The sequence below is a fragment of the Bradyrhizobium sp. USDA 4538 genome (assembly GCF_024171045.1).
Classification (GTDB): domain Bacteria; phylum Pseudomonadota; class Alphaproteobacteria; order Rhizobiales; family Xanthobacteraceae; genus Bradyrhizobium; species Bradyrhizobium australafricanum.
Map to the genome: position 1 here is coordinate 672,051 of NZ_JALJZE010000001.1, position 21,467 is coordinate 693,517.

20 protein-coding genes are annotated in these 21,467 nt (G+C 64.8%); 10 read left to right on the forward strand and 10 right to left on the reverse strand.

Annotated elements, in window-relative coordinates; translation table 11 throughout:
• Nucleotides 1–142: 142 nt before the first annotated feature.
• The 6 genes from J2R78_RS02905 to J2R78_RS02930 all read right to left on the reverse strand — a co-directional run bounded on the left by J2R78_RS02905 (nucleotide 143) and on the right by J2R78_RS02930 (nucleotide 5,759).
• The gene (locus J2R78_RS02905; protein WP_253609631.1) at nucleotides 143–847 is read right to left on the reverse strand and encodes an ABC transporter ATP-binding protein; all 705 of its coding nucleotides are present in this window, start codon (nucleotides 845–847) and stop codon (nucleotides 143–145) included.
• Nucleotides 831–1,562, reverse strand: coding sequence for an ABC transporter ATP-binding protein (locus tag J2R78_RS02910; protein WP_016842862.1), 732 nt, complete (start codon nucleotides 1,560–1,562; stop codon nucleotides 831–833). Before J2R78_RS02910 ends, J2R78_RS02905 begins: the two co-directional genes overlap by 17 nt.
• Nucleotides 1,559–2,536 (reverse strand): branched-chain amino acid ABC transporter permease, encoded by a 978-nt coding sequence (locus J2R78_RS02915; RefSeq protein WP_016842863.1) that lies wholly within the window; start codon nucleotides 2,534–2,536, stop codon nucleotides 1,559–1,561. Before J2R78_RS02915 ends, J2R78_RS02910 begins: the two co-directional genes overlap by 4 nt.
• Entirely contained in the window at nucleotides 2,536–3,414 is an 879-nt protein-coding gene (locus J2R78_RS02920; protein WP_076827182.1) for a branched-chain amino acid ABC transporter permease, read from the reverse strand. Before J2R78_RS02920 ends, J2R78_RS02915 begins: the two co-directional genes overlap by 1 nt.
• Nucleotides 3,415–3,605: 191 nt before the next feature.
• Nucleotides 3,606–4,853 carry an ABC transporter substrate-binding protein gene (locus tag J2R78_RS02925; protein WP_076827180.1) on the reverse strand — a complete coding sequence of 416 codons (1,248 nt, stop codon included), beginning with the start codon at nucleotides 4,851–4,853 and terminating at the stop codon, nucleotides 3,606–3,608.
• Between the two features lie 87 nt (nucleotides 4,854–4,940).
• Nucleotides 4,941–5,759, reverse strand: a complete 819-nt coding sequence (locus J2R78_RS02930) for a putative hydro-lyase (RefSeq protein ID WP_253609632.1) — start codon at nucleotides 5,757–5,759, stop codon at nucleotides 4,941–4,943.
• A 120-nt stretch (nucleotides 5,760–5,879) separates the two neighbouring features.
• On the opposite strand from J2R78_RS02930, the gene J2R78_RS02935 reads away from it, so the two are divergent.
• The 3 genes from J2R78_RS02935 (at nucleotide 5,880) to J2R78_RS02945 (ending at nucleotide 9,117) form a co-directional block, all read left to right on the forward strand.
• The gene (locus J2R78_RS02935) at nucleotides 5,880–6,797 is read left to right on the forward strand and encodes a LysR family transcriptional regulator (protein WP_057017643.1); all 918 of its coding nucleotides are present in this window, start codon (nucleotides 5,880–5,882) and stop codon (nucleotides 6,795–6,797) included.
• Between the two features lie 125 nt (nucleotides 6,798–6,922).
• On the forward strand, nucleotides 6,923–8,173 hold the full coding sequence (locus tag J2R78_RS02940; protein WP_253609633.1) for a Zn-dependent hydrolase: 1,251 nt from the start codon (nucleotides 6,923–6,925) through the stop codon (nucleotides 8,171–8,173).
• A gap of 32 nt (nucleotides 8,174–8,205) precedes the next feature.
• On the forward strand, nucleotides 8,206–9,117 hold the full coding sequence (locus J2R78_RS02945; RefSeq protein ID WP_253609634.1) for an NAD(P)-dependent oxidoreductase: 912 nt from the start codon (nucleotides 8,206–8,208) through the stop codon (nucleotides 9,115–9,117).
• 390 nt (nucleotides 9,118–9,507) lie between these two features.
• Here the strand turns inward: J2R78_RS02945 and J2R78_RS02950 are convergent, their stop codons facing one another.
• Nucleotides 9,508–10,587, reverse strand: coding sequence for a tartrate dehydrogenase (locus tag J2R78_RS02950; protein ID WP_057017663.1), 1,080 nt, complete (start codon nucleotides 10,585–10,587; stop codon nucleotides 9,508–9,510).
• Nucleotides 10,588–10,755: 168 nt separating this feature from the next.
• Here J2R78_RS02950 and J2R78_RS02955 point away from each other — a divergent pair, with 168 nt between their 5' ends.
• Nucleotides 10,756–11,532, forward strand: a complete 777-nt coding sequence (locus J2R78_RS02955; RefSeq protein WP_253609635.1) for an SDR family oxidoreductase — start codon at nucleotides 10,756–10,758, stop codon at nucleotides 11,530–11,532.
• A gap of 116 nt (nucleotides 11,533–11,648) precedes the next feature.
• Here J2R78_RS02955 and J2R78_RS02960 read toward each other — a convergent pair whose 3' ends face one another.
• Nucleotides 11,649–12,503: an alpha/beta hydrolase gene (locus J2R78_RS02960; protein WP_253609636.1), complete on the reverse strand. Its 855-nt coding sequence runs from the start codon at nucleotides 12,501–12,503 to the stop codon at nucleotides 11,649–11,651.
• 88 nt (nucleotides 12,504–12,591) lie between these two features.
• Between J2R78_RS02960 and J2R78_RS02965 the strand changes: the two genes are divergently transcribed.
• Entirely contained in the window at nucleotides 12,592–14,016 is a 1,425-nt protein-coding gene (locus tag J2R78_RS02965; RefSeq protein WP_253609637.1) for an amidase, read from the forward strand.
• Nucleotides 14,017–14,218: 202 nt separating this feature from the next.
• Here the strand turns inward: J2R78_RS02965 and J2R78_RS02970 are convergent, their stop codons facing one another.
• A complete protein-coding gene (locus tag J2R78_RS02970) occupies nucleotides 14,219–14,848 on the reverse strand; it encodes a TetR/AcrR family transcriptional regulator (RefSeq protein ID WP_253609638.1) in 630 nt (209 codons plus the stop codon).
• A 209-nt stretch (nucleotides 14,849–15,057) separates the two neighbouring features.
• Here J2R78_RS02970 and J2R78_RS02975 point away from each other — a divergent pair, with 209 nt between their 5' ends.
• From J2R78_RS02975 to J2R78_RS02995, 5 genes are all read left to right on the forward strand, one after another.
• On the forward strand, nucleotides 15,058–15,264 hold the full coding sequence (locus tag J2R78_RS02975; protein ID WP_016842874.1) for a ferredoxin: 207 nt from the start codon (nucleotides 15,058–15,060) through the stop codon (nucleotides 15,262–15,264).
• A gap of 75 nt (nucleotides 15,265–15,339) precedes the next feature.
• Complete coding sequence (locus J2R78_RS02980; RefSeq protein WP_253609639.1) at nucleotides 15,340–16,566, forward strand: cytochrome P450; 1,227 nt, start codon at nucleotides 15,340–15,342, stop codon at nucleotides 16,564–16,566.
• Nucleotides 16,567–16,647: 81 nt separating this feature from the next.
• The gene (locus tag J2R78_RS02985) at nucleotides 16,648–17,970 is read left to right on the forward strand and encodes an MFS transporter (RefSeq protein WP_253609640.1); all 1,323 of its coding nucleotides are present in this window, start codon (nucleotides 16,648–16,650) and stop codon (nucleotides 17,968–17,970) included.
• A 12-nt stretch (nucleotides 17,971–17,982) separates the two neighbouring features.
• A complete protein-coding gene (locus tag J2R78_RS02990; protein WP_253609641.1) occupies nucleotides 17,983–18,645 on the forward strand; it encodes a sulfite oxidase-like oxidoreductase in 663 nt (220 codons plus the stop codon).
• A gap of 28 nt (nucleotides 18,646–18,673) precedes the next feature.
• Nucleotides 18,674–19,894, forward strand: coding sequence for an alpha/beta fold hydrolase (locus J2R78_RS02995; protein ID WP_253609642.1), 1,221 nt, complete (start codon nucleotides 18,674–18,676; stop codon nucleotides 19,892–19,894).
• Between the two features lie 253 nt (nucleotides 19,895–20,147).
• Here J2R78_RS02995 and J2R78_RS03000 read toward each other — a convergent pair whose 3' ends face one another.
• Entirely contained in the window at nucleotides 20,148–21,464 is a 1,317-nt protein-coding gene (locus J2R78_RS03000) for an ISNCY family transposase (RefSeq protein WP_253606732.1), read from the reverse strand.
• Nucleotides 21,465–21,467 lie beyond the last annotated feature (3 nt).

The following is a 21,467-nucleotide window of genomic DNA, read 5'->3' on the forward strand; positions in this document are numbered from 1 at the left end:
CAGCGATATGCGGGACGCCCCGGATATCGCTGCGCTCATCCGGGCTACGGGCTGGATTGCGCGCACCGCATACACTGGCGTCATCCCCGCGCAAAGGCAAAGCCTTTGTCGCTGGAGGTGCGAGCGTGGAGATATTCCGTCGCTACAGCCCCAGATACGCCTTGCGCACGTCGGGATTGCCGCTGATCTCGGCGGCGGTGCCCTGCATCAGCACGCGGCCGGTCTGCAGGATGTAGGCGCGGTCGGCGATCTCGAGGCATTCGGCCATGCGCTGCTCGACGATCAGGACCGTCATGCCGGCGTCGCGGATGCGCTTCACGGCCTGGAAGATCTCGTCGACCAGTTTCGGCATGATGCCCTGCGACGGTTCGTCGAGCATCAGAAGCCGCGGCCGCGTCATCAGCGCGCGGCCGATCGCAAGCATCTGCTGCTCGCCGCCGGACAGCGTCTCGGCGCGCTGGTCGAGCCGTTCGCCAAGCCGCGGGAACAGCTTGAACACCAGATCGAGCGGCGCGTCGCGGTCAGACTGACTGCGGTAGAGATAGCTGCCGAGGCGCAAATTGTCGCGCACCGACAGCCGCGGAAACAGCCGGCGGTTCTCCGGCACGTAAGCGATGCCGCTTGACGTGATGACGTGCTGCGGCTTGCCGTCGATGCGCTTGCCGTCGAAGGTGACGGTGCCTGCGCGCGGCCGCTCGGCGCCGGCGATCGATTTCAACAGCGTCGACTTGCCCGCGCCGTTGGCGCCGGCAACGCAGACGATCTCGCCCTTGGTGACATCGATCGACACCGAGGAGATCGCGACCAGGCCCTGATAGGCGGTGGTGACTTCACGCACCGACAGCATGACGATCCCCGAGATAGGCAGAAATGACTTCCGGATTGCGGACGACCTCAGTCGGCTTGCCCTCGACCAGCACCTTGCCGAGATTGAGCACGATGGCGCGATCGACCAGCGGCATCACGATCTCCATCACATGCTCGACCATCAGCACGGTGATGCCGGCGGCGCGGACCTTCCGCACCAGCTCGACGCCGGTCTGCGCCTCGACCGGCGTCAGCCCGGTGAGGACTTCGTCGAGCAGCAGCAGCTTCGGCTCGGTCGCGAGCGCGCGGGCCACCTCGAGCCGGCGCTTCTCCGACGGCACGAGGTCGGCTGCGAGCTTGTCGGCGCGCGCCGCAAGGCCGCAGAACTCCAGCACCTCATAGGCCTTCTGCCGCGCGATGCGCATCTTGGTGTTGCGGATCAGCGCGCCGACGATGACGTTGTCGATCACGGTCATGGTCTCAAAACTCTTGACGACCTGGAAGGTACGCCCGACGCCGCGCTGGCAGCGTTCCGCCGCCGGCAGCTTGGTCACGTCCTCGCCGTCGAAGATGATCGAGCCCTGGGTCGGCGGCAGCACGCCCGCGATCAGGTTGAACAGCGTCGACTTGCCGGCGCCGTTGGGGCCGATCAGGCCGACGATCTCGCCGCGCCCGACCGAGATCGAGACATCGCTGTTGGCGACGAGGCCGCCGAAGCGCTGCCATACTCCGCGCGTTTCCAGCAGCGCCGTCATCGTGCAGCTCCCTTGCGCAGGGAGAACACGCTGACTAGGCCGCGCGGCAGCGCCAGCGAGATCACGACGATCAGCGTGCCGTAGACGATGAGGTCGACGCCGCGCCCGGAGCCGCCGATGAACGAGCGCGTCAGCTCGGTGAGCGGGATCAGGATGACCGCGCCCAGCACCGGGCCCCACAAGGTGCCGATGCCGCCAAGCACCGCGGGCAGCGCCATCAGCAGCGAGAACTGGAAGCCCATCACGCTCTCAGGATCGATGTAGGAGACGAACTGGGCGTAGAAGCTGCCGCCGACCGCAACGAGGAAGGCCGAGACCGCCGCCGCGCCCATCTTGGAATTGAACACGACCACGCCGAGGCTTTCGGCCGCATCGGGATTGTCCTTCACCGCGCGCCACCAGTAGCCCCATTTGGAATCCTCCAGCCACCAGGTGACGAACCAGGCGATGCAGGCCAGCGCCAGCGCGAAATAGAAGTAAGGCAGTTTTGAGCGCGTGAACTGGAATTTCAGCCAACTGTCGCCGCGCACCGGGATGTCGATGCCGAGCGCCGCGCCGGCCCAATCCCAGTTCTGGATCAAGAGCAGCGCGATCTCGGCGATCACGATGGTCGCGATCACGAAGTAATGGCCGCGGAGGCGGAAGCAGGGATAGCCGAGCGCCATCGCGATCAAGGCGGAGATCGCCCCGCCCGCCAGCATGCCGAACCACGGCAGCACGCCGAACTTGGTGAACAGCAGCGCGGTGGTATAGGCACCGAGCCCGAAATACAGCGCGTGGCCGAGCGATATCTGCCCGCAATAGCCGGACAGGATGTTCCAGCTCTGCGACAGCGCCGCATACATCAGCGTCAGCACCATGATGTTCTGGACGTAGACGTCCTTGACGAACAGCGGGACCAGCGCGGCGATCACCGCGAGGCAGGCCGCCACGATCAGGTCACGCCTGCGGCGTTGGGCGAACTGGGTGTCCATCACATCGATCCGAACAGGCCACGCGGGCGGATGAAGACGACCAGCAGGTAAACGGCATAGATGCCGACCGATTTCAGCGACGGCGGCAGGATCAGCGCGGTGGTCGCTTCCACCAGGCCGACGATGATGCCGCCGGCAAAGGCGCCGAACACGCTGCCGAAGCCGCCGAGCGCCACGGTGACGTAGGCGATCAGGGCAAACGACGCGCCGACATCGGGATAGACGTAGAAGAAGATCGCCATGATGGCACCGGCGAGGCCAACCAGCGCCGCACCAAGGCCCCAGCCGAGCGCGAACACCCGGTTCTTGTCGATGCCGACCAGCGCCACCGCGCCGGCGTCCTCGCGCGTCGCTTCGAGCGCGCGGCCGAAATCGGTGCGATTGATGAAGAAGTAGAGCGCGACGAAGGCCGCGATCGATAGCATCGCGCCGATCAGCTGCGGCTCTGGCAGATAGATGCCGGCGATCGACACCGTCTTGCCACCGACCCAGGAGTTGGTGACGCTGCGGTAGTCGGGCGTGAAGAAGAACTGCGCAAGCCCCCGCATCACGATCGCTAGGCCAAAGGTCGAGAAGATCTGCACCATGCCGGCATTGGCCTTGGCGCGCATCGCGAAGCGGACGATCAATAAATAGACCACCGCACCGAACACGAACAGCGCCGCGGCGACCAGCGGCGCCGCGAGCAAGGGATCGATCGCGAAGAACGCGAACAGGAAGAAGGTCGCGTACATCGCGATCATCAGGAACTCGCCGTGCGCGAAATTCACGACGTCCATCAATCCGAAGATCAATGCGAGGCCTGCCGCGATCAGTCCGTAGAGCAGCCCCATCAACAGGCCGCTCGCCAAACTCTGGATAATGGTCTCGGCTGTCACGGTCGACGCTCCATGTTCCGACCATTGTCTTTAGCCCCCGTCATTGCGAGGAGCGAAGCGACGAAGCAATCCATGCTTCCTTTTCGCGGAGAAGTGGATTGCTTCGCTTCGCTCGCAATGACGGAACATGCGAGACTCTGAATGATGTCTTCGGCTGTCACCGCCGTTTGCCCCCTCTGGCGCCCGACCGATCAGCTGTTCATCGGCCAGATCGCCTCGGAGACGGCGGCCTGTTCCGGGAAGATCGTCACGAAGTTCTTCGCGGAGTACTGCAACAGCACCGGATCGGCGAAGTTGTTCTGCCCCATCTCGTCGAACTTGACGCGCCGCCACGGCATGATGGTCTGATCGCCCGGCATGTCGGTGGCGACCAGCGCCTCGCGGATCTTGTCGCCGTCGGTCGACTTGGCGCGGTTGATGGCGTCCGCCATCACGATCAGGCCCATGAACTGGCGCGACGAATAGTCGTTGAAGTCCTTGCCGGACTTGGCGCGGTACATCTCGTTGATGAGACCGACCATCGGACGCTTCTGCGCCAGGTCGAGCGAGAAGCTGCCGCGCGAGATCACGCCCTCGAGCTTGTCGCCGACCGCGTCATAGGTCGCCTTCTCGGAGAAGCCGGCGTCCTGCGCCATGATGTTCTTCGGCTTGTAGCCGAGCTCGGCCATGGTCTTGACCAGGAGGATCGCGTCGGTGGTGTAGCTCGACGGCATCAGCACGTCGGCATTCGCCGCCTTGAGCTGCTGCACCTCGGCGGTCAGCGACGGCGAGTTGGCGCGGTACTTGATGTCGGCCACGATCTTGTAGCCGCGCTCGCCGGCGAGCTTGGTCTGCGCGTTCGCCGAATCGGTGCCGAAGATGGTGTCCTCGTGGAACAGCGCCAGCGTTTCGATCTTCTGGCCCTTCTTCTTCATCGCATCGAAGAAGTCGAACATCGCGGTCGAGAACATCTCGTCATGCGGCGAGGCGCGGAAATAGTATTTCAGGCCGCGCCGATGCAGGCTCGGCGAGGAATTGTCGGCGGAGAGGAACGGAACGCCGTAGCGCTCGCAGATCTGGCTGACGGTGACGGCGACCGCGCTCTGATAGGTGCCGATCACGGCGCAGACCTTCTCCTGCGTGATCAGGCGCTCGGCTTCGGCGCGGCCCTTTTGCGGATCGGCCTGGTGGTCGGCGAATACGAGCTTGACCTTGGCGCCGCCGAGGCCGGACAGGCCCTCGCCCTTGGCGAGCGGCAATGCGAAGTCATAGTTCTTGTTGATGATGTCTGCCGCGGTCTCGAACGCGCGCTGCGCATCGACGCCGATCTGGGCGCTGGCGCCCGAGAGCGGATAGATCACGCCGATTGCCACTTCACTGGTCTGCGCGCGCGCGGCCATCGGACCGAGCGCAGCAGCAGCAGTGGCACCCAGCAACACGTTACGGCGAGAGATCGTCATCGAAATTTCCCCTTGGTCAGCTTGTTATTATCGATGTGATGCTTGTAGCGCGCAGTAAAGCCTCAATGAATTGCACGAATTGCCTATTCAGAACACAGCGAGCTGCTTGTTCTTGAGATCTGTCACCAGCATCAGGCCCGGCGAATGCGTGATCGCGAACGGCAGCTTCGCACTTGCGATCACCGATTGCGGCGTGACGCCACAGGCCCAGAACACCGGGATTTCGTCATCGGCAACCGGTACCGCATCGCCGTAATCGGGCTTGGCGATATCCTTGATGCCGATCGCATGCGGATGGCCGAGATGGACCGGCGCGCCATGCACGGACGGGAAGCGCGAGGTGATCTGCACCGCGCGGATCGCATCCGCCGGCTTGAACGGGCGCATCGACACCACCATGGGTCCAGCGAACGGCCCCGACGGGCTGCAGGCGATATTGGTGCGATACATTGGCACACGCAGATTGCGTTCAATGTGACGGATTGGCAGGCCCTCATCCAGCAGCGCCTCCTCGAACGAGTAGGAGCAGCCGAGCACGAAGGTGACGAGATCGTCGCGCCAGTATTTGGTGATGTCGGTCGGCTCGTCCGCCACCTCGCCGTCGCGCCAGACCCGGTAGCGCGGCACGTCGGTGCGGATGTCGAGGTCGAGGCCAAGCGAGGGAATGCGGGGATCGCCGACGTCGGACATGCCGATGATCGGGCACGGCTTCGGATTGAGCTGGCAGAAGCGGTGGAAGGCGCCGGCGAGCTTTTCCGGCAGGATCGCGAGATTGCCCTGGACGAAACCGTTGGCGAGGCCGGCTGTGGTGGCCGAGGCCACGCCGTCACGGCAGGCGCGGCGCGCTTCGACGCTCGCCGGCACTGGTTCCCCCTGAGATCGCTGCACTGCCGCAAAAACAGTCATGGGATTCTCCTGCCCATAATCTCGACAAGGACAAACCAACACCAAGCGTGATATAATGTCTAATCGTCCTTTCTAATCAAAATCGATAAAACAGATTTATCGATCGGGAAAATGCTTCCAATGACGGACTTCCGCTCGATCGAGACATTTCTTTGGGTCGTCAAGCTCGGCAGCTTCCGCGGCGCCGCCCAGCGGCTCAACACCACCCAGCCGGCGATCTCCCAGCGCATTGCCCAGCTCGAGCGCGAAATGGGCGTCAAGCTGCTCAACCGCGACCACCGGGTGGCCTCGCCGACCCCGAGTGGACGGCTGATGATGATCTATGCCGAGAAGCTGATCGGCCTGCGTTCGGAGATGATGGCCGAGGTCGGCGACCGTTCGGCGATGCGCGGCGCGCTGCGGCTCGGTGTCGCGGAGACCATCGTGCACACCTGGCTGCCGCGCCTCGTCAAGAGCGTCAACGAGGTCTACCCAAACCTGTCGCTCGAGATCGAGGTCGACATCACGCCCAATCTGACGCAGCGGCTGCTGGCGCAGGAGATCGAGCTCGCCTTCGTGCTTGGACCGGTCTCGGCGTCCGGCGCGCACAACCACGTGCTGTGCGATTACCCGATCGGTTTCCTGGCGAGCCCGGCGCTCGGCCTCGGCGACGGCCCGGTGGCGCGGCAGGACCTGGCGCGGTTTCCGATCATCACCTTTCCGCGCAAGACCCAGCCCTACGAGACCGTGCGCGCGCTGTTCAACGCCCCCGATCTGCCGCCGATCCGGCTGCACGCCTCGACCTCGCTCGCGACCGTGATCCACATGGCCAATGAAGGGCTTGGCATCGCGGTGATCCCGGCGGCGATCGTCGAGAACGAGCTTGCCGACGGGCGCTTGCTGCTGCTCGATACCGACCTCAAGCTGCCGCCCCTCACCTTCACCGCGAGCTGGCTCGCCTCGCCCGATGCGGTCGCCATCGAGCGCGTCGCCAATCTCGCCAGGCAGATCGCGCAAACGAGCGTGGCGGTTGACGGCGCGAGAGTGGCGCGTCATTGAACGATTGCCGGATAATCGAACGTCATTCCGGGATGGTCCGAAGGACCAGACCCGGAATCTCGAGATTCCGGGTTCGATGCTGACGCATCGCCCCGGAATGACGAAAATAAAAATGGACTGACGACATGAGCCGAGCCGCCACCAACCTGCAGATCGATTCCGCCCGCCTCTGGGGCACCATCCACGAAACCGCGCAGTTCGGTGCAACGCCCAAGGGCGGTGTGCGGCGGCTGACCTTGAGCGCCGAAGACAAGCAGGTGCGCGACTGGTTCCGCAAGGCATGCGCGGACGCCGGCCTCGAGGTGCAGGTCGACGCGCTCGGCTCGATGTTCGGGTTGAGGAAAGGACGGGACATGTCGAAGCCGCCGATCGGCGTCGGCTCGCATCTCGACACCCAGCCGACCGGCGGCAAATATGACGGCGTGCTCGGCACGCTGGCGGCGCTCGAAATGGTGCGCACGCTGAACGATGCCGGGATCGAGACCGAGCTGCCGATCTGCATCTGCAACTGGACCAATGAGGAAGGCTCGCGCTTTGCGCCGGCGATGATGGCCTCGGCCGCCTATGTCGGCGACTTCACCACCAACGACATCCTGTCGCGCAAGGACGCCGAGGGCGTCACGGTGGCGCAGGCGCTCGACACGATCGGTTATCGCGGCGACGCCCCGGTCGGCCGCCAGAAGTTCACCAGCTTCGTCGAGCTGCATATCGAGCAGGGCCCGATCCTGGAGGCCGAGAACAAGACCATCGGCGTGGTCGATTCCGGCCAGGGCGTGTTGTGGTACGACGGCAAGATCACCGGCTTCGAGAGCCATGCCGGCTCGACCCCGATGCCGCTGCGCCGCGATGCGCTGGCGACGCTGTCCGAGATCGTGCTGGCGATGGAAAGCATCGCGAAGCAGCACGGCCCGAAGGCGGTCGGCACCATCGGCGAGGCCGTGATCGCCGCGCCCTCGCGCAACGTCATCCCCGGCGAGATCGCCTTCACGGTGGATTGCCGCAGCGCCGACGCCACGATCATGGATGCGCTGGATCGCGACCTGCGTGCCGCCGTGAGCGAGATCGCAGCAAAGCGCAAGGTCGAGGTGCAGCTTGATCTCGTCTGGCGCAAGGCGCCGACGCATTTCGACCCCAAGCTGGTCGACGCGGTCGAGAACGCCGCCAAGCAGCTCGGCTATTCGCACCGCCGCATCACCTCGGGCGCCGGCCACGACGCCTGCAACCTCAACACGGTGATGCCGGCAGCGATGGTGTTCGTGCCCTGCAAGGACGGCATCAGCCATAACGAGCTGGAAGATGCCAAGCAGACGGATTGCGCCGCCGGCGCCAACGTCCTGATGCATACGGTGCTGGCGCTCGCCGGCGTCGCGTCCTGATCATCATTTCTCCTCATCGGATGGAGGCTTTCGTGCGCGCAGTGTTTGTCGACGCCAATGAATCGCTTGCTGTCATCACGGAGCGGTTGGAAAAGCCCGGCGATCCCAGGATGCGGATCAACCGCAACCCCGACATCAAGTCCGAGGACTATCCGGCGGTGCTCGACGGCGCCGAGATCGCGGTGGTCGACCACACCGCGCTGCCGACCGATGTTGCGAAGAAGTGCGCCGGCCTGAAGCACGTCGTGTTCCTCGGCACCGGCGCGCGCAGCTACATGAACCCGGAAGAGCTCGCCGAGCTCGGCATTTCGGTGCACCTGATCAAGGGCTATGGCGACACCGCGGTCGCGGAATCGGCGATCGCGCTGATGTGGTCGTCGGCGCGCGTGATCGCGCAGATGGACCGCGAGATACGCGCCGGCAACTGGCTGCGCGAGGACGGCATGCAGCTCACCGGCAAGACGCTCGGCCTGGTCGGCTTCGGCGGCATCGCCGCCGAGGTCGCCCGCATCGCGCTCGGCAGCGGCATGAAGGTGATCGCCTGGAACCGGTCGCCCAAGAGCCATCCGGGCGTCGAATTCGTCGATCTCGACACCGTGCTCGCGATCAGCGACGTGGTCTCGATCCATCTGCTGCTGAACGACGAGACCCGCGGCCTGATCACGCGCGACAAGATCGCGAAGATGAAAAAGGGCGTGGTGCTGATCAACACCGCGCGCGGCGCGATCGTCGACGAGCAGGCGATGATCGATGCGCTCAATTCGGGCCACATCCGCCACGCCGGCCTCGACGTCTACAACATCGAGCCGCTGCCGAAGGATCACCCGCTGACCAGGATCCCGAACGTGACGCTGTCGGCGCACTCCGCCTTCCGCACGCCCGAGGCGAGCGAGAATTTGATCCACGCGGCGTGGGAGCACTGCCGAAGGATCGTGAAGGGGTAATTTCACCGTCGTCCCGGCCAAGCCAACGGGTCGGCGCAAAGCGCCGCCCGATGACAGGCTCCGCGCGAGCCGGGCCCCATAACCATCACTGCCCATTGTCACGAAGGCTGGGGGCACAGCGAGCCCCAACAACGAGACCCTGTGGTTATGGGTCCCTGCTTTCGCATGGACGACAGTGGCCGTAGGGTGGCTAACCCGCCCTACGCAGATTGCGAAGCAATCAATAACGACGTCGTCCTGGACAAGCGAGCGTAGCGAGCGCGATCCAGGACCCATTACCACCGGCCTGCGTCATCGCGCAGGGCGGTGGTCAGACCCAGCAACACAACAAGCACTCGGGGTAATGGGTCCTGGCTTTCGCCAGGACGACCCCGTGCTTGACGGCGCAGCCTAATCCACCATCTCCGCGACGGCCTTGCCGCACGCCGTGGTGTCGGCATTGCCGCCGAGATCGCGCGTGCGCAGCGTGCGTTCGCCGAGCGTGCGCTCGATCGCGCCGACGATCGCAGCCGCCGCCTGCTTCTCGCCGAGATGCTCCAGCATCATCGCGCCCGACCAGATCATGCCGATCGGGTTGGCAATGCCCTGCCCGGCGATGTCAGGCGCCGAGCCATGGACCGGCTCGAACACCGAGGGGAAGTCGCCTTCCGGATTGATGTTGCCCGACGGCGCGATGCCGATCGTGCCGGTGCAGGCCGGGCCGAGATCGGAGAGGATGTCCCCGAACAAATTGGAGCCGACCACGACGTCGAACCAGTCCGGATGCAGCACGAAGTTCGCGGTCAGGATATCGATGTGGTACTTGTCCCACTTCACGCCGGGATATTTCTTGGCCATCGCCTCCACGCGCTCGTCCCAGTAGGGCATGGTGATGGAGATGCCGTTCGACTTGGTCGCCGACGTCAGATGCTTCTTCGGCCGCGACTGCGCGAGGTCGAACGCGAATTTCAGGATGCGATCGACGCCGGTGCGGGTCATCACGGTCTGCTGGGTGACGAATTCGCGGTCAGTGTCCGGGAACATGCGGCCGCCGACGGAAGAGTATTCGCCCTCGGTGTTCTCGCGCACCACCCAGAAATCGATGTCGCCGGGCTTGCGGTTCGCCAGCGGCGACGGCACGCCGGGCATCAGCCGCACCGGGCGCAGATTGACGTACTGGTCGAACTCGCGGCGGAATTTTATGAGCGATCCCCACAACGAGATATGGTCAGGTATTTTCGCCGGCCAGCCGACCGCGCCGAAATAGATCGCATCATGCTTGCCGATCTGGTTCTTCCAGTCGGCCGGCATCATCTCGCCGTGCTTCTCGTAATAGTCGTAAGAGGCGAAGTCGAAATGGTCGAACTTCACGTCGACGCCGTGCTTCTTGGCCGCCGCCTCGATGACGCGTAGGCCCTCCGGCATCACTTCCTTGCCGATGCCGTCGCCGGGAATGACCGCAATCCGATACTGCTTCTTTGCGCTGCTCATCGAGAACACCCTTGTGATTTGCCCGGCCGGCAATGCCGCCTATTCTGATGGTCCTGCAATGGACCAAACTTTGCGCGAGCGCAACGCTGCAGTGCAGTGTTGACCGCGGCGCGACCCTGCCCCACCAAATTCGCCGACACCCACTCCTCATACCAAGCGAGACATCCCATGGATCTGCATCTGCGCGGCAAGCGTGTCCTGATCACCGGCGCCTCCAAGGGCATTGGCGCGGCCGCCGCCGAAGCCTTTGCCGAGGAAGGCGCCAACCTCCTGCTCGCCGCCCGCAACGGCGACCAGCTCAAGGCGCTCGCCGAGCGGCTGCGCTCCGCGCACCAGATATCTGCCGCGACCAGCGTGGTGGATCTGCGCAAGCCCGAGGATCTCGCGCGCCTCGCCGGAGAGGCTGCGGACATCGATATCCTTGTCAACAATGCCGGCGATATCCCCGGCGGCTCGATCGACAAGATCGACGAGGCGACCTGGCGGCATGCGTGGGAGCTCAAGGTGTTCGGTTACGTCAATCTGACGCGCGCGATCTACGCCCAGATGAAGGCGCGCGGCGGAGGCGTGATCGTCAATGACATCGGCGCGGCCGGCGAGAAGTTCGACGCCAATTACATCTGCGGCAGCGCCGGCAATGCCGCGCTGATGGCGTTCACCCGCGCGCTCGGCGGCAAGAGCCTCGCCGACAATATCCGCGTCGTCGGCATCAATCCCGGCCCGGTCGGGACCGACCGCCACGTCACGCTGCTCAAGACCCGCGCCAAGAACCAGTTCGGCGACGAGAACCGCTACAAGGAATTCCAGAAGGGCCTGCCGCTCGGCCGGCCCGCACATGCACGCGAGATCGGCGACCTGATGGCGTTCCTCGCCTCCGACCGCGCCGGCTATACGTCGGGCGTGATCTACACGGTGGATGGCGGGCTGACGTCGGGATGGGGTTAGAAATCGTCCCTCCGCTTGTACCGCCGTCATCCTGAGGAGCCGTGCGTAGCGCGGCGTCTCGAAGGATGGGCCACGGGCTGCGTCATCCTTCGAGGCTCGCCGAAGAGGCTCGCACCTCAGGATGACGCCGTCCGCTCGAACAGCTGCCGGATCAGCGTCGTGATGCGGCCCTGCGGCGCCAGCATCTGGTTCATGATAGAGAAATGATCGGCGCCGGCGATCTCCTCATAGGTCACCGGCAAGCCGTAGCGGGCGCGATGGCCGGCGAAATCGGCGGTCTGCTTGCGCAGCAGCGGCAATTCGGCGCTGCCGACTACCAGCGACAGCGGCTTTGCCGTGCCGCCTTCCGCCATCATCGGCGAGTTGCGCCGCGACGCCGCTTCGTCGAGCTTGAGCTTTTCGTTGAGGTAGGAATGCCTGATCGGCTCGAGGTCGTAGATGCCCGAGATCGCCATGCCGGCCCGGACATGGCCGTTCGACAGCGCCAGCGATGTCAAATGTCCGCCGGCCGACCAGCCCGACACCACGATGCCCTCGGCAGCGGCCCCGAGCGCGGGCAACTGCCCGGCCAGAAAGTCGATGCCGGCATGGATCTCGGCGACGATGTCGTCGAGCGTCGCATCCGGCGCCAGCGTATAGCCGATCAGCGCGACATTGATGCCGTGGACCATCGGCCCCTCGGCGAAGGTCGTGAACACTTCCTTGGCACGGGTCTGCCAATAGCCGCCGTGGATGAACAGCAGCGTCGGCGCGCCGTCGCGTGCCTTCAGGAAATCGATCCGGTTGCGCTCGCGCGGGCCGTATCTGAGGTCGAGATGGCCGGCGTACTTTTGCCGCAGTGCCGCCGAGCGCTGCTCCCAGCCCGCAGCGATTTCGGCGCTGCCCTTGACGGCAACGCCGTTGTTCAGACCGAGATCGCGCTCCTGTTGGCTCATCGCGCGCCAGTCCAGCGCGGAAAACAACGCTGCCATCCCTGCCCCTTCGGTTCACGTCGCATTGCCACGACGGCAGGAAATGTTCTACAGCACAAGCAAACAGAAGGCATAGGAGCAACGGTGCATGGCTGATCAGGGCTTGGTGAAGGAAACGGCGTGTGCCGTCGTCGAGAAACTGAAAGCCGGTGATGTCACGCCGCTTGACCTGCTCGACGTGCTGGAGACGCGCATTGCCGAGGTGGACGGCAAGGTCAACGCACTGCCGACGCTCTGCTTCGACCGCGCCCGCACCCACGCCAAGGCATTGATGCAGAAACCGGTCAGCGAGCGCGGCCTGCTCGCGGGCCTTCCCGTTCCGATCAAGGACCTCACCGCCGTCTCCGGCGTGCTGACCACGCTGGGCTCGCCGATCTTCAAGGACAACATCCCGGCGAAATCCGACATCCTGGTCGAGCGTCTCGAAGAGAATGGCGGCGTGATCTACGCCAAGTCGAACACGCCGGAATTCGGCGCCGGCGCCAACACCTTCAACGAGGTGTTCGGCCCGACCCGCAATCCCTGGGACACATCGCGCTCGGCCGCCGGCTCCTCCGGCGGCGCCGCGGCGGCACTTGCGAGCGGCACCGCGTGGCTGGCGCACGGCTCCGACATGGGCGGCAGCCTGCGCAACCCGGCGAGCTTCTGCGGCATCGTCGGCCTCCGGCCGTCGATCGGCCGCGTCGCGCAGACGCCGAAATTCGGCGTCGACCGCACGCTCGGCCAGCAGGGACCGATGGCGCGCAATGTCGAGGACCTCGCGCTGCTGCTGGACGCGATGAGCGGCGAGCACGCCGCCGATCCGCTGTCGCTGCCCACGCTGCCGACATCGTTCCTGTCGGCAGCCCGCTCCGGTAGCAAGCCGAAGCGCATCGCCTACTCGCCCGATCTCGGCATCACGCCAGTCGATCCCGAGGTCAAGGCCGTAACCCGCAAGGCGGCGGAGCGGTTCGCGGCAGCCGGTGCGATCGTCGAGGAAGCGCATCCCGATTTGCGCGAAGCCCATGAATGCTTCCACGTGCTGCGCGCGTTCGATTTCGCAATCAGCAAGGCCGAACTGCTGCGCACCAAACGCGATCTGCTGAAGCCCGAGGTGATCTGGAACATCGAGGAAGGGTTGAAGCTCACGGTCGAGAAGCTCGAACGCGCCGAGGCGCAGCGCGTCGCGATGACGGCGCGTACGCTCGAATTCTTCGACAAGTACGACCTGCTGCTGGCGCCCGCGACCATCGTTGCGCCATTCCCGGTCGAGAACCGCTATGTCGCCGAGTGCGACGGCAAGAAGTTCGACAACTACGTCGAATGGCTCGGCATCGTCTACGCGATCACGCTGGCCTGTTGTCCGGCGCTGTCGCTGCCCTGCGGCTTCACCGCCTCGGGCCTGCCCGTCGGCCTGCAAATGGTCGCAAAGCCGCGTGCCGAGGCGCAGCTGCTGGCCGGCGCGAAAGTGCTGGAGGACATTCTGGGCGTGCGCGGCACCACCCCGATCGATCCGCGGCCGCCGCGATCCTGACCCTCATGGTGGAGAGGCGGGCGAGACCCTCCACTTCGTCATTGCGAGCGAAGCGAAGCAATCCATTGTCACCGAGCGCGCAGAACGATGGATTGCTTCGTCGCTTCAGCGCAAAATTGCTCTGCAATGTTGTCGCGAGCTCCTCGCAATGACGGGGCTATCTATCTCTATGGGACGAAGGGATTGCTGCAGACGATCTGCCCTACGCCTTATCCTCCGTCGCCTGCAGCGCCACGAGTGCCGCCTTGGTCTGCTCGACGATTTCGTCCAGCAACTCCTCGCGGCTGATCTGCGCGGACTCGCCGGTCAGCAGTCCCTGCTCGGCGAGCATCACGATGCCGTGCAGCCCGGCCCAGATCTTCAGCGCCTGCCGCTCGCGCAGCAGCCCGACCGCGGGCGCCTCGAACGACTCGATCAGCAGTGCCAGCGTTTCCATCGCCGCGGTGTGCAGCTCGCTGCCCTTCGGCGCGCAGGCCATGGTGCGCGACGCGAACATCAGCCGGTAGATGCCGTGGCGCTCGAGCCCGAAGGCGAGCGCGGCCTGGGCAAAGCGCGACAGCTTCGAGCCCTTGCTCGACTGCTCGATCGCCTCGCGCATGATCACGTTGAACTGCCGGAATGCTTCCGCGGTCACCGCCTCCAGCAGCGCCTCGCGGTCGGCGAAATGCCGGTACGGCGCCGGCTGCGAGACGCCGAGCTGCTTGGCCAGCGCCTTGATGCTGATCGCCTCGGGACCACCGAGCTCGACCTCGCGTAACGCGGCCTGGATCAGGGCTTCGCGGAGGTCGCCATGGTGGTAGGTTTTGAACGGCTTACGAACGATTTGTCCCATTGCGGCAATGATCGCTGAATTTTCGCTTGACGCGCAAGCGCGACGATAATGTAATATACTATAACTTGGCGATCCGGTTAAGAGGGCCGGCCGCCCAAGCAAGCCAAGAGCTTGCCTAAACAAGAACTTGCCTAAACAAGGCTTGCATAAACCGGAATGAGGAAACCCGGCGCAACCCACAATGCGCCAGAGCCGAGGGAGGTGCTTGCATGTCCAAGCTCAGAATCCGCGTCGACCAGGACAAGTGCCAGGGTCACGCCCGCTGCAAATCACTCGCCCCCGAACTGTTCGAGCTCGACGAATACGGCAACGCCCATGAGGTCGGCGACGGGACGGTCCCGGCCGGGCTCGAGGACAAGGCCTGGCTCGCGCAGACCAATTGCCCGGAAATCGCGATCGAAGTCACCGAGGAATGACGGCCAGCCGGGGACGGCCGCGCGCCGCCCGTTGAGCCGACCAGCGTTTTGATCGAACGAGAAGGAAACGAGCTGATGTCCGATTCCCCGTCCGCAAGCTATCTGCCCGAACATCCCCCGGTCTCCGACTGGGTCCATGATTTCGACCACACCGATCCGGTCTGGACCGACGACCCGTTCCCGATCTGGGAGACGCTGCGCGCGGCTTCGCCCGTCGTGCATACCGAGCGCTTCCTCGGCTGCTACATGCCGACCACCTATCAGGCGGTGAAGGAGATCGCCTACGACACCGAGCACTTCTCCTCGCGCCGCGTCATCGTGCGCGACATCCGTCCCGAGATCACCGCTCGCGCGCCGCCGATCACCTCCGATCCGCCGGAGCACAAGCCCGCCAAGCAGGTGCTGCTGCCGCCGTTCACGCCGGACGCGATGAAGCGGCTGGAGCCGCGGGTGCGCGCGATCTGCAACGAGCTGATCGACGAATTCATCGCCGATGGCCATTGCGACGCCGCCGCGCGCTACACCAAGCACATCCCGGTGCGCGCCATCGCCCACATGCTGGGGATTCCCGAGAAGGACGGCGATCTCTTCATCAAATGGATCCACCAGATCCTCGAGCTCGGCATCAAGAACGAAGACGAACTGATGAACGGCGTGCGCGAGATGACCGGCTACTTCGTGGCCCATCTCGAGCAGCGCAAGCTTGAGCCGGGCGACGATCTGATCTCGCAGCTGCTGCGGGCCAAGGGCCCCGGCGGCCAGCCGCTCACCGACGAGCATGTGCTCGGCTCGCTGCGGCTGCTTCTGATCGCCGGCATCGACACCACCTGGAGCGCGATCGGCTCCTCGCTCTGGCACCTCGCCAAAACGCCGACCGATCGCGAGCGCCTGATCGCGGAGCCGGCGCTGATCCCGACCGCGATCGAGGAATTCCTGCGCGCATATTCGCCGGTGACGATGGCGCGCGAGGTGATGAAGGAGACCACGATCTCCGGCTGCCCGGTAAAGGCGGGCAACATGGTGCTGCTGTCCTTCCCCGCCGCCAATCGCGATCCCGCCATGTTCCCCGATGCGGACAAGGTGGTGATCGACCGCAAGGAGAACCGCCACGCCGCCTTCGGCCTCGGCATCCACCGCTGCGTCGGTTCCAACCTTGCGCGGATGGAGATGCAGGTCGCGATCGAGGAATGGCTGAAGCGAATCCCTGATTTCCGGCTCGATCCGGCCGGCAAGGTCACCTGGTCGGAAGGCACGGTGCGCGGCCCGCGTCAACTGCCCGTTCTGTTCGGCAACAACGCCTGAGGAACCGGACAGCGGTTACATCACGTCACCCAATGAGGTAGCTTGCCCCGGAATCGAACCGACGAGTCCGGGAGCAATGCCATGTCCGAACAAACCGCTCAGCCCGCGAGCGATCATCTCGACATCCACGACGTCGAGCGGCGGGTGAAGGCGATCTTCATCGGCTCGGTCGGCAATCTCGTCGAGTGGTACGATTTCTACGCCTACACGGCGTTTGCGCTGTATTTCGCGCCGGCATTCTTCCCGCACAGCGACCCGGTGGTGCAGCAGCTCAATGCGGCCGTGCTGTTTGCCGCGACCTTCCTGATGCGTCCGCTCGGCGGCTGGCTGTTCGGCTTCATCGCCGACCGCTATGGCCGGCGGCTGTCATTAACGCTCTCGGTGGTCTGCATGTGCTTCGGCTCGCTGATCATCGCGGTGACGCCGACCTATGCCTCGATCGGCATCGCGGCCCCGGCGATCCTGGCGCTGGCCCGCGTGATCGAGGGCCTGAGCCTCGGCGGCGAATATGGCGCCAGCGCCACCTATCTCAGCGAGGTCGCCGATCCCAAGCACCGCGGCTTCTACTCCAGCTTCCAGTACGTCACGCTGATCGGCGGTCAGCTCACCGCGATCATCGTGCTGCTGTTGCTGCAAAAGGTGTTTTTGACGCCGGACGAGCTGAAGGCCTGGGGCTGGCGGATTCCGTTCGTGATCGGCGCCATGCTCGCGATCGTCGCGGCGGTGATGCGCCGCAGCCTGCATGAGACCGAGGCCTTCGAGGAGGCCAAGAAGGTTTCCAAGCCGACCGGCTCGATCGTCGGCCTGTTGAACTATCCGCGCGAATTGCTGCTGGTGGTCGGCCTCACCGCCGGCGGCACCGCGGCGTTCTATACCTTCACCACCTACATGCAGACCTTCGTGAAGCTGTCGGTCGGCCTCACCGAGGACCAGACCACCTTCGTGATCTTCGGCTCGCTGATCTTCGCGACCATCCTGCAACCGATCTATGGCGGGCTCTCCGACAAGATCGGCCGCAAGCCGCTATTGATCTTCTTCGGCATCGCCGGCACGCTCGGCACCATCCCGATCCTGACCGCGCTGAAGGACACCAAGTCGCCGTTCATGGCCTTCCTTCTGATCTGCGGCGCATGGATCTTCGTCGCCGGCTACACCTCGATCAACGCGATCGTGAAGGCCGAGCTGTTTCCGACCAATGTCCGCGCGCTCGGCGTCGGCCTGCCCTACGCCATCACGGTGTCGATCTTCGGCGGCACCGCGCCGGCGGTCGCGCTCTACTTCAAGAGCATCGGGCATGAGGACTGGTTCTACTACTATCTCAGCGGCATGATCTTCCTGTCGCTGCTGATCTACTCGACGATGCGCGATACCAAGCGCGACTCCGCGATGCACCGCCACGAATGATGGCCTGACGCGATGACCGACGATAACGAACCGCCCGAGAGCAAGCTGACGCGCAGCAAGCAGCGCTGGGCACGCGAAGGCAAATTCCTCACCGGCAAGGTCACCCGGCCGGAGGAGCAGCGCCTGCCGCCGGGCCAGCATCTGACGGCGGATTGGCCGGTGCTCGATCTCGGGCTGATGCCGAACATCTCCCAGGAGCGCTGGCGGCTCGACGTCTACGGCGCGGTCGAGCAGACCATCTACTGGACCTGGCAGCAGTTCATGGCGCAGCCGCAAACGCAATTCGTCTCCGACATTCACTGCGTCACGACCTGGTCGCGCTACGACAACCAGTGGGAAGGGCTCGCCACAAGCGACCTGCTCGCCGCCTGCCAGCCGCGCGAGGACGCGCGCTTCGTCGCGCTGCATTCCTATGACGGCTATACGACCAACCTGCCGCTCGAAGACTTTGCCGCCGAGGACGCGCTGCTCGCCCATAGCTGGTCGGGCAAGCCGCTGGAGCAGGAGCATGGCGGCCCGGTGCGGCTCGTGGTGCCCCACCTCTATTTCTGGAAGAGCGCGAAGTGGCTGCAGCGCATCGAATTCCTCACCGAGGACGCGCCCGGCTTCTGGGAGGTCCGTGGCTATCACAATCGCGGTGATCCCTGGGCCGAACAGCGCTATTCTGGCGACTGACACACCAACAGAATGATGGAGCCTGCCCGTGCCGCACGAACGCTTTCAATTCACCGGTGTTGGCGGCCATCAGCTTGCCGCCGCGCTTGACACGCCCGACGGGCCGATCAAGGCCTATGCGCTGTTCGCGCACTGCTTCACCTGCGGCAAGGACGTGCTGGCCGCAAAGCGCATCGCGGTCGCGCTCGCGGCCAAGGGCATCGCCACGCTGCGCTTCGACTTCACCGGCCTCGGCTCCAGCGAGGGCGAGTTCGCCAACTCGACCTTCTCGTCGAACGTCGCCGATCTGGTCCGCGCCGCCGACCATCTGCGCGTGATGCGCACAGCACCCGCGATCCTGATCGGCCACAGCCTCGGCGGCGCCGCGATCCTCGCCGCCGCGGGTCAAATCCCCGAGGCCAAGGCGGTCGCGACCATCGCCGCGCCGTCAGATCCCGTCCATGTCACGCATTTCTTCAGGGACCGGATCGAGGACATCCGCACCCAGGGCGAAGGCAAAGTCTCGCTCGCGGGCCGCCCGTTCCGCATCAAGCGCGAATTCCTCGACGACGTCGCCGAGCAGAAGTTGATGGCGCAGGTGAAGCAGCTGCACAAGGCGCTGCTGATCATGCATTCGCCGACCGACGACACCGTCGGCATCGACAACGCCACGCATATCTTCAGCGCCGCCAGGCACCCCAAGAGCTTCGTCTCGCTGGCCGAGGCCGACCATCTCTTGAGCGGCAAACAGGATGCCGCCTATGTCGCCGACGTGATCGGCGCCTGGGCCGAACGCTACATCGATATCGCGCCGCAGCCGGCGGCAGATACCGGCACTGCGCCGCGCAACGTCGTGGTGCAGGAGACCCGCGCCGGCAAGTTTCAGCAGATCATCACGGCAGGCCCGCATCGCATGCTGGCCGACGAGCCGATCGCCGTCGGCGGTCAGGATTCCGGCCCCGGGCCGTACGACTTCGTGCTGGCCGGGCTAGGCGCCTGCACCTCGATGACGATGCGGATGTATGCCGACCGCAAATCGCTGCCGCTCGATCGCGTCACCGTAACGCTGACGCACAGCAAGATCTACGCGAAGGATTGCGAGGAGTGCGAGACGCGCGAAGGCATGCTCGACCAGATCGACCGCGTCATCAGGATCGAGGGCGACCTCGACGCCGACCAGCGCAAGCGGCTGATGGAGATCGCCGACAAGTGCCCGGTGCACAAGACGCTGACGTCGGAGGTACGGATCGTCACCAAGGCCGCGGAGTAAGCCTGCGACACAGCGAGACGGGCCGTGCCGTAGCAGCATCTGGGCGGCGTCCCTCTCCCGCACGGGAGCCGTCGCAGGGGCGTGCTGAAAAATATCGAAAACAACCCCATGCAAAGGAGCCGGCGGCCGCCGGCGCTCGAATGGCAACTGTCCGTAGCGGGTGAAGATGTCGTGTTTTTGTAGCTCGTGATCTGTCGCCTTCGTTTCTGATTTGCAGGGGAGCCGGAAGGCGGGGACGGCTTTCCCTGATTGATCATGCCACGGCTGTTGTGGCGGTTTTAGCCCTGTGGGTGAGTTTCTTTGTTCGACTTGAAGCCCGTTTCTCCGTCCCGACCCGCGCTTTCTCGACGGCGGCGCGCGCAGGAGCGGTCAAGGACGCGCGCTTGCGCGCCCGCCAGGGCTTGTCCTTGACGGCTCCGAGCACACCGCCAGGCTGAAGCGCGTCGGGGCTGATCTGCTGTCCGTCAGGCGCAAACCTCGCCAATCGATGCGGTCCAAGGAACACGCTGACGGTGCCATCGGGATACTCATGTAGCCGCACCAAGGCCTTGACGAAGTGAGGTCTTAGCCGGCTCTCCGGCAACTGCAGCCGCCGACCGTTCCATGCAACGGTATTGTCGTTGGCGACGGTTCGCTCCTCGATCACGCACAGCGCCTCGCGCCAGGCCTCATGCCGGTCGGCTACGAATGCCGAGCCTTCCTGTTCGGGCTTGATCGCAAACGCGGCGTTGTGCCCGGGGATGTAATGCGCCTTCAGCCACGCGTTGGCAGCCTCAACCGTCGTGATCCCGGCAAGCCGCAGCTCCTTCGGCAGCCGATCCTGCAAGGTGCCGAATACCCGCTCGGAGCGCCCGCGCGCCTGCGGCGAATAGGCTGCGATATGCTCGATCCCAAGATGCGACAAAGCCCGTCCCACCTGGGTTTGTTGCGTCTTCGAGATCTTCTCGCCAGCTTTTGGGGTCAGGAAATAATGGCTGCCGCGGTCGGTGTAGAGCGCGCAGAACAGGCCATGCTCGCCAATCACTTCGCGCAAGGCCTGGAAGGTCGAGGCCGTTCCTTCTTCCTCGACCAGCACCATCGAGTAGATCTCGCTCGTCGCATCGTCCATCGTGACGATCAGGTCCCTCGCGGGCAGGCCTTCGATCCAAACGTGGCGCGATCCGTCCTGGTGCAGCAGCATGCCCCGAAGCGGCCGCCGCGGCCGCTTCTTGCGGTGCGCCGAACGCTTCGGAGCCTTCCGCACCAGCCCTGCCGCGTGCAGCGCCAGCTTCGTCACCGTATAGCCCAGCACATAGTCGTGCCGCTTTTGCATCTGCTCGTGGAAGTGCTTCACCGTGAAGTCCGCGTACTTGTCCCGGTACAGCGCAAGCATCCGTTCCAGCTCCTCCTCCGGCGCCCGCCGTGGCGAACGACGCCCCAGCCGGCGGTCGACAAGCCCGTCGTCGCCCTCCGCCTCATAGCGCTCCGCCCAGCGTTGAAACGTCCGAACACTGATCCCAAGAACCTCCGAAGCTGCCTCCTGCGTCAGTTCCTTCGCCTCCGTCCGATCCAGCAAATCTGAAAACCGCATCCG

Coding starts and splice junctions, on each gene's coding strand:
- J2R78_RS02950 (WP_057017663.1), bottom strand. CDS start 10,587: ATGAGCAGCGCAAAGAAGCAGTATCGGATTGCGGTCATTCCCGGCGAC.
- J2R78_RS02925 (WP_076827180.1), bottom strand. CDS start 4,853: ATGACGATCTCTCGCCGTAACGTGTTGCTGGGTGCCACTGCTGCTGCT.
- J2R78_RS02970 (WP_253609638.1), bottom strand. CDS start 14,848: ATGGGACAAATCGTTCGTAAGCCGTTCAAAACCTACCACCATGGCGAC.
- J2R78_RS02975 (WP_016842874.1), top strand. CDS start 15,058: ATGTCCAAGCTCAGAATCCGCGTCGACCAGGACAAGTGCCAGGGTCAC.
- J2R78_RS02935 (WP_057017643.1), top strand. CDS start 5,880: ATGACGGACTTCCGCTCGATCGAGACATTTCTTTGGGTCGTCAAGCTC.
- J2R78_RS02990 (WP_253609641.1), top strand. CDS start 17,983: ATGACCGACGATAACGAACCGCCCGAGAGCAAGCTGACGCGCAGCAAG.
- J2R78_RS02955 (WP_253609635.1), top strand. CDS start 10,756: ATGGATCTGCATCTGCGCGGCAAGCGTGTCCTGATCACCGGCGCCTCC.
- J2R78_RS02910 (WP_016842862.1), bottom strand. CDS start 1,562: ATGACGGCGCTGCTGGAAACGCGCGGAGTATGGCAGCGCTTCGGCGGC.
- J2R78_RS02940 (WP_253609633.1), top strand. CDS start 6,923: ATGAGCCGAGCCGCCACCAACCTGCAGATCGATTCCGCCCGCCTCTGG.
- J2R78_RS02985 (WP_253609640.1), top strand. CDS start 16,648: ATGTCCGAACAAACCGCTCAGCCCGCGAGCGATCATCTCGACATCCAC.
- J2R78_RS02930 (WP_253609632.1), bottom strand. CDS start 5,759: ATGACTGTTTTTGCGGCAGTGCAGCGATCTCAGGGGGAACCAGTGCCG.
- J2R78_RS02915 (WP_016842863.1), bottom strand. CDS start 2,536: ATGGACACCCAGTTCGCCCAACGCCGCAGGCGTGACCTGATCGTGGCG.
- J2R78_RS02960 (WP_253609636.1), bottom strand. CDS start 12,503: ATGGCAGCGTTGTTTTCCGCGCTGGACTGGCGCGCGATGAGCCAACAG.
- J2R78_RS02905 (WP_253609631.1), bottom strand. CDS start 847: ATGCTGTCGGTGCGTGAAGTCACCACCGCCTATCAGGGCCTGGTCGCG.
- J2R78_RS02980 (WP_253609639.1), top strand. CDS start 15,340: ATGTCCGATTCCCCGTCCGCAAGCTATCTGCCCGAACATCCCCCGGTC.
- J2R78_RS03000 (WP_253606732.1), bottom strand. CDS start 21,464: ATGCGGTTTTCAGATTTGCTGGATCGGACGGAGGCGAAGGAACTGACG.
- J2R78_RS02965 (WP_253609637.1), top strand. CDS start 12,592: ATGGCTGATCAGGGCTTGGTGAAGGAAACGGCGTGTGCCGTCGTCGAG.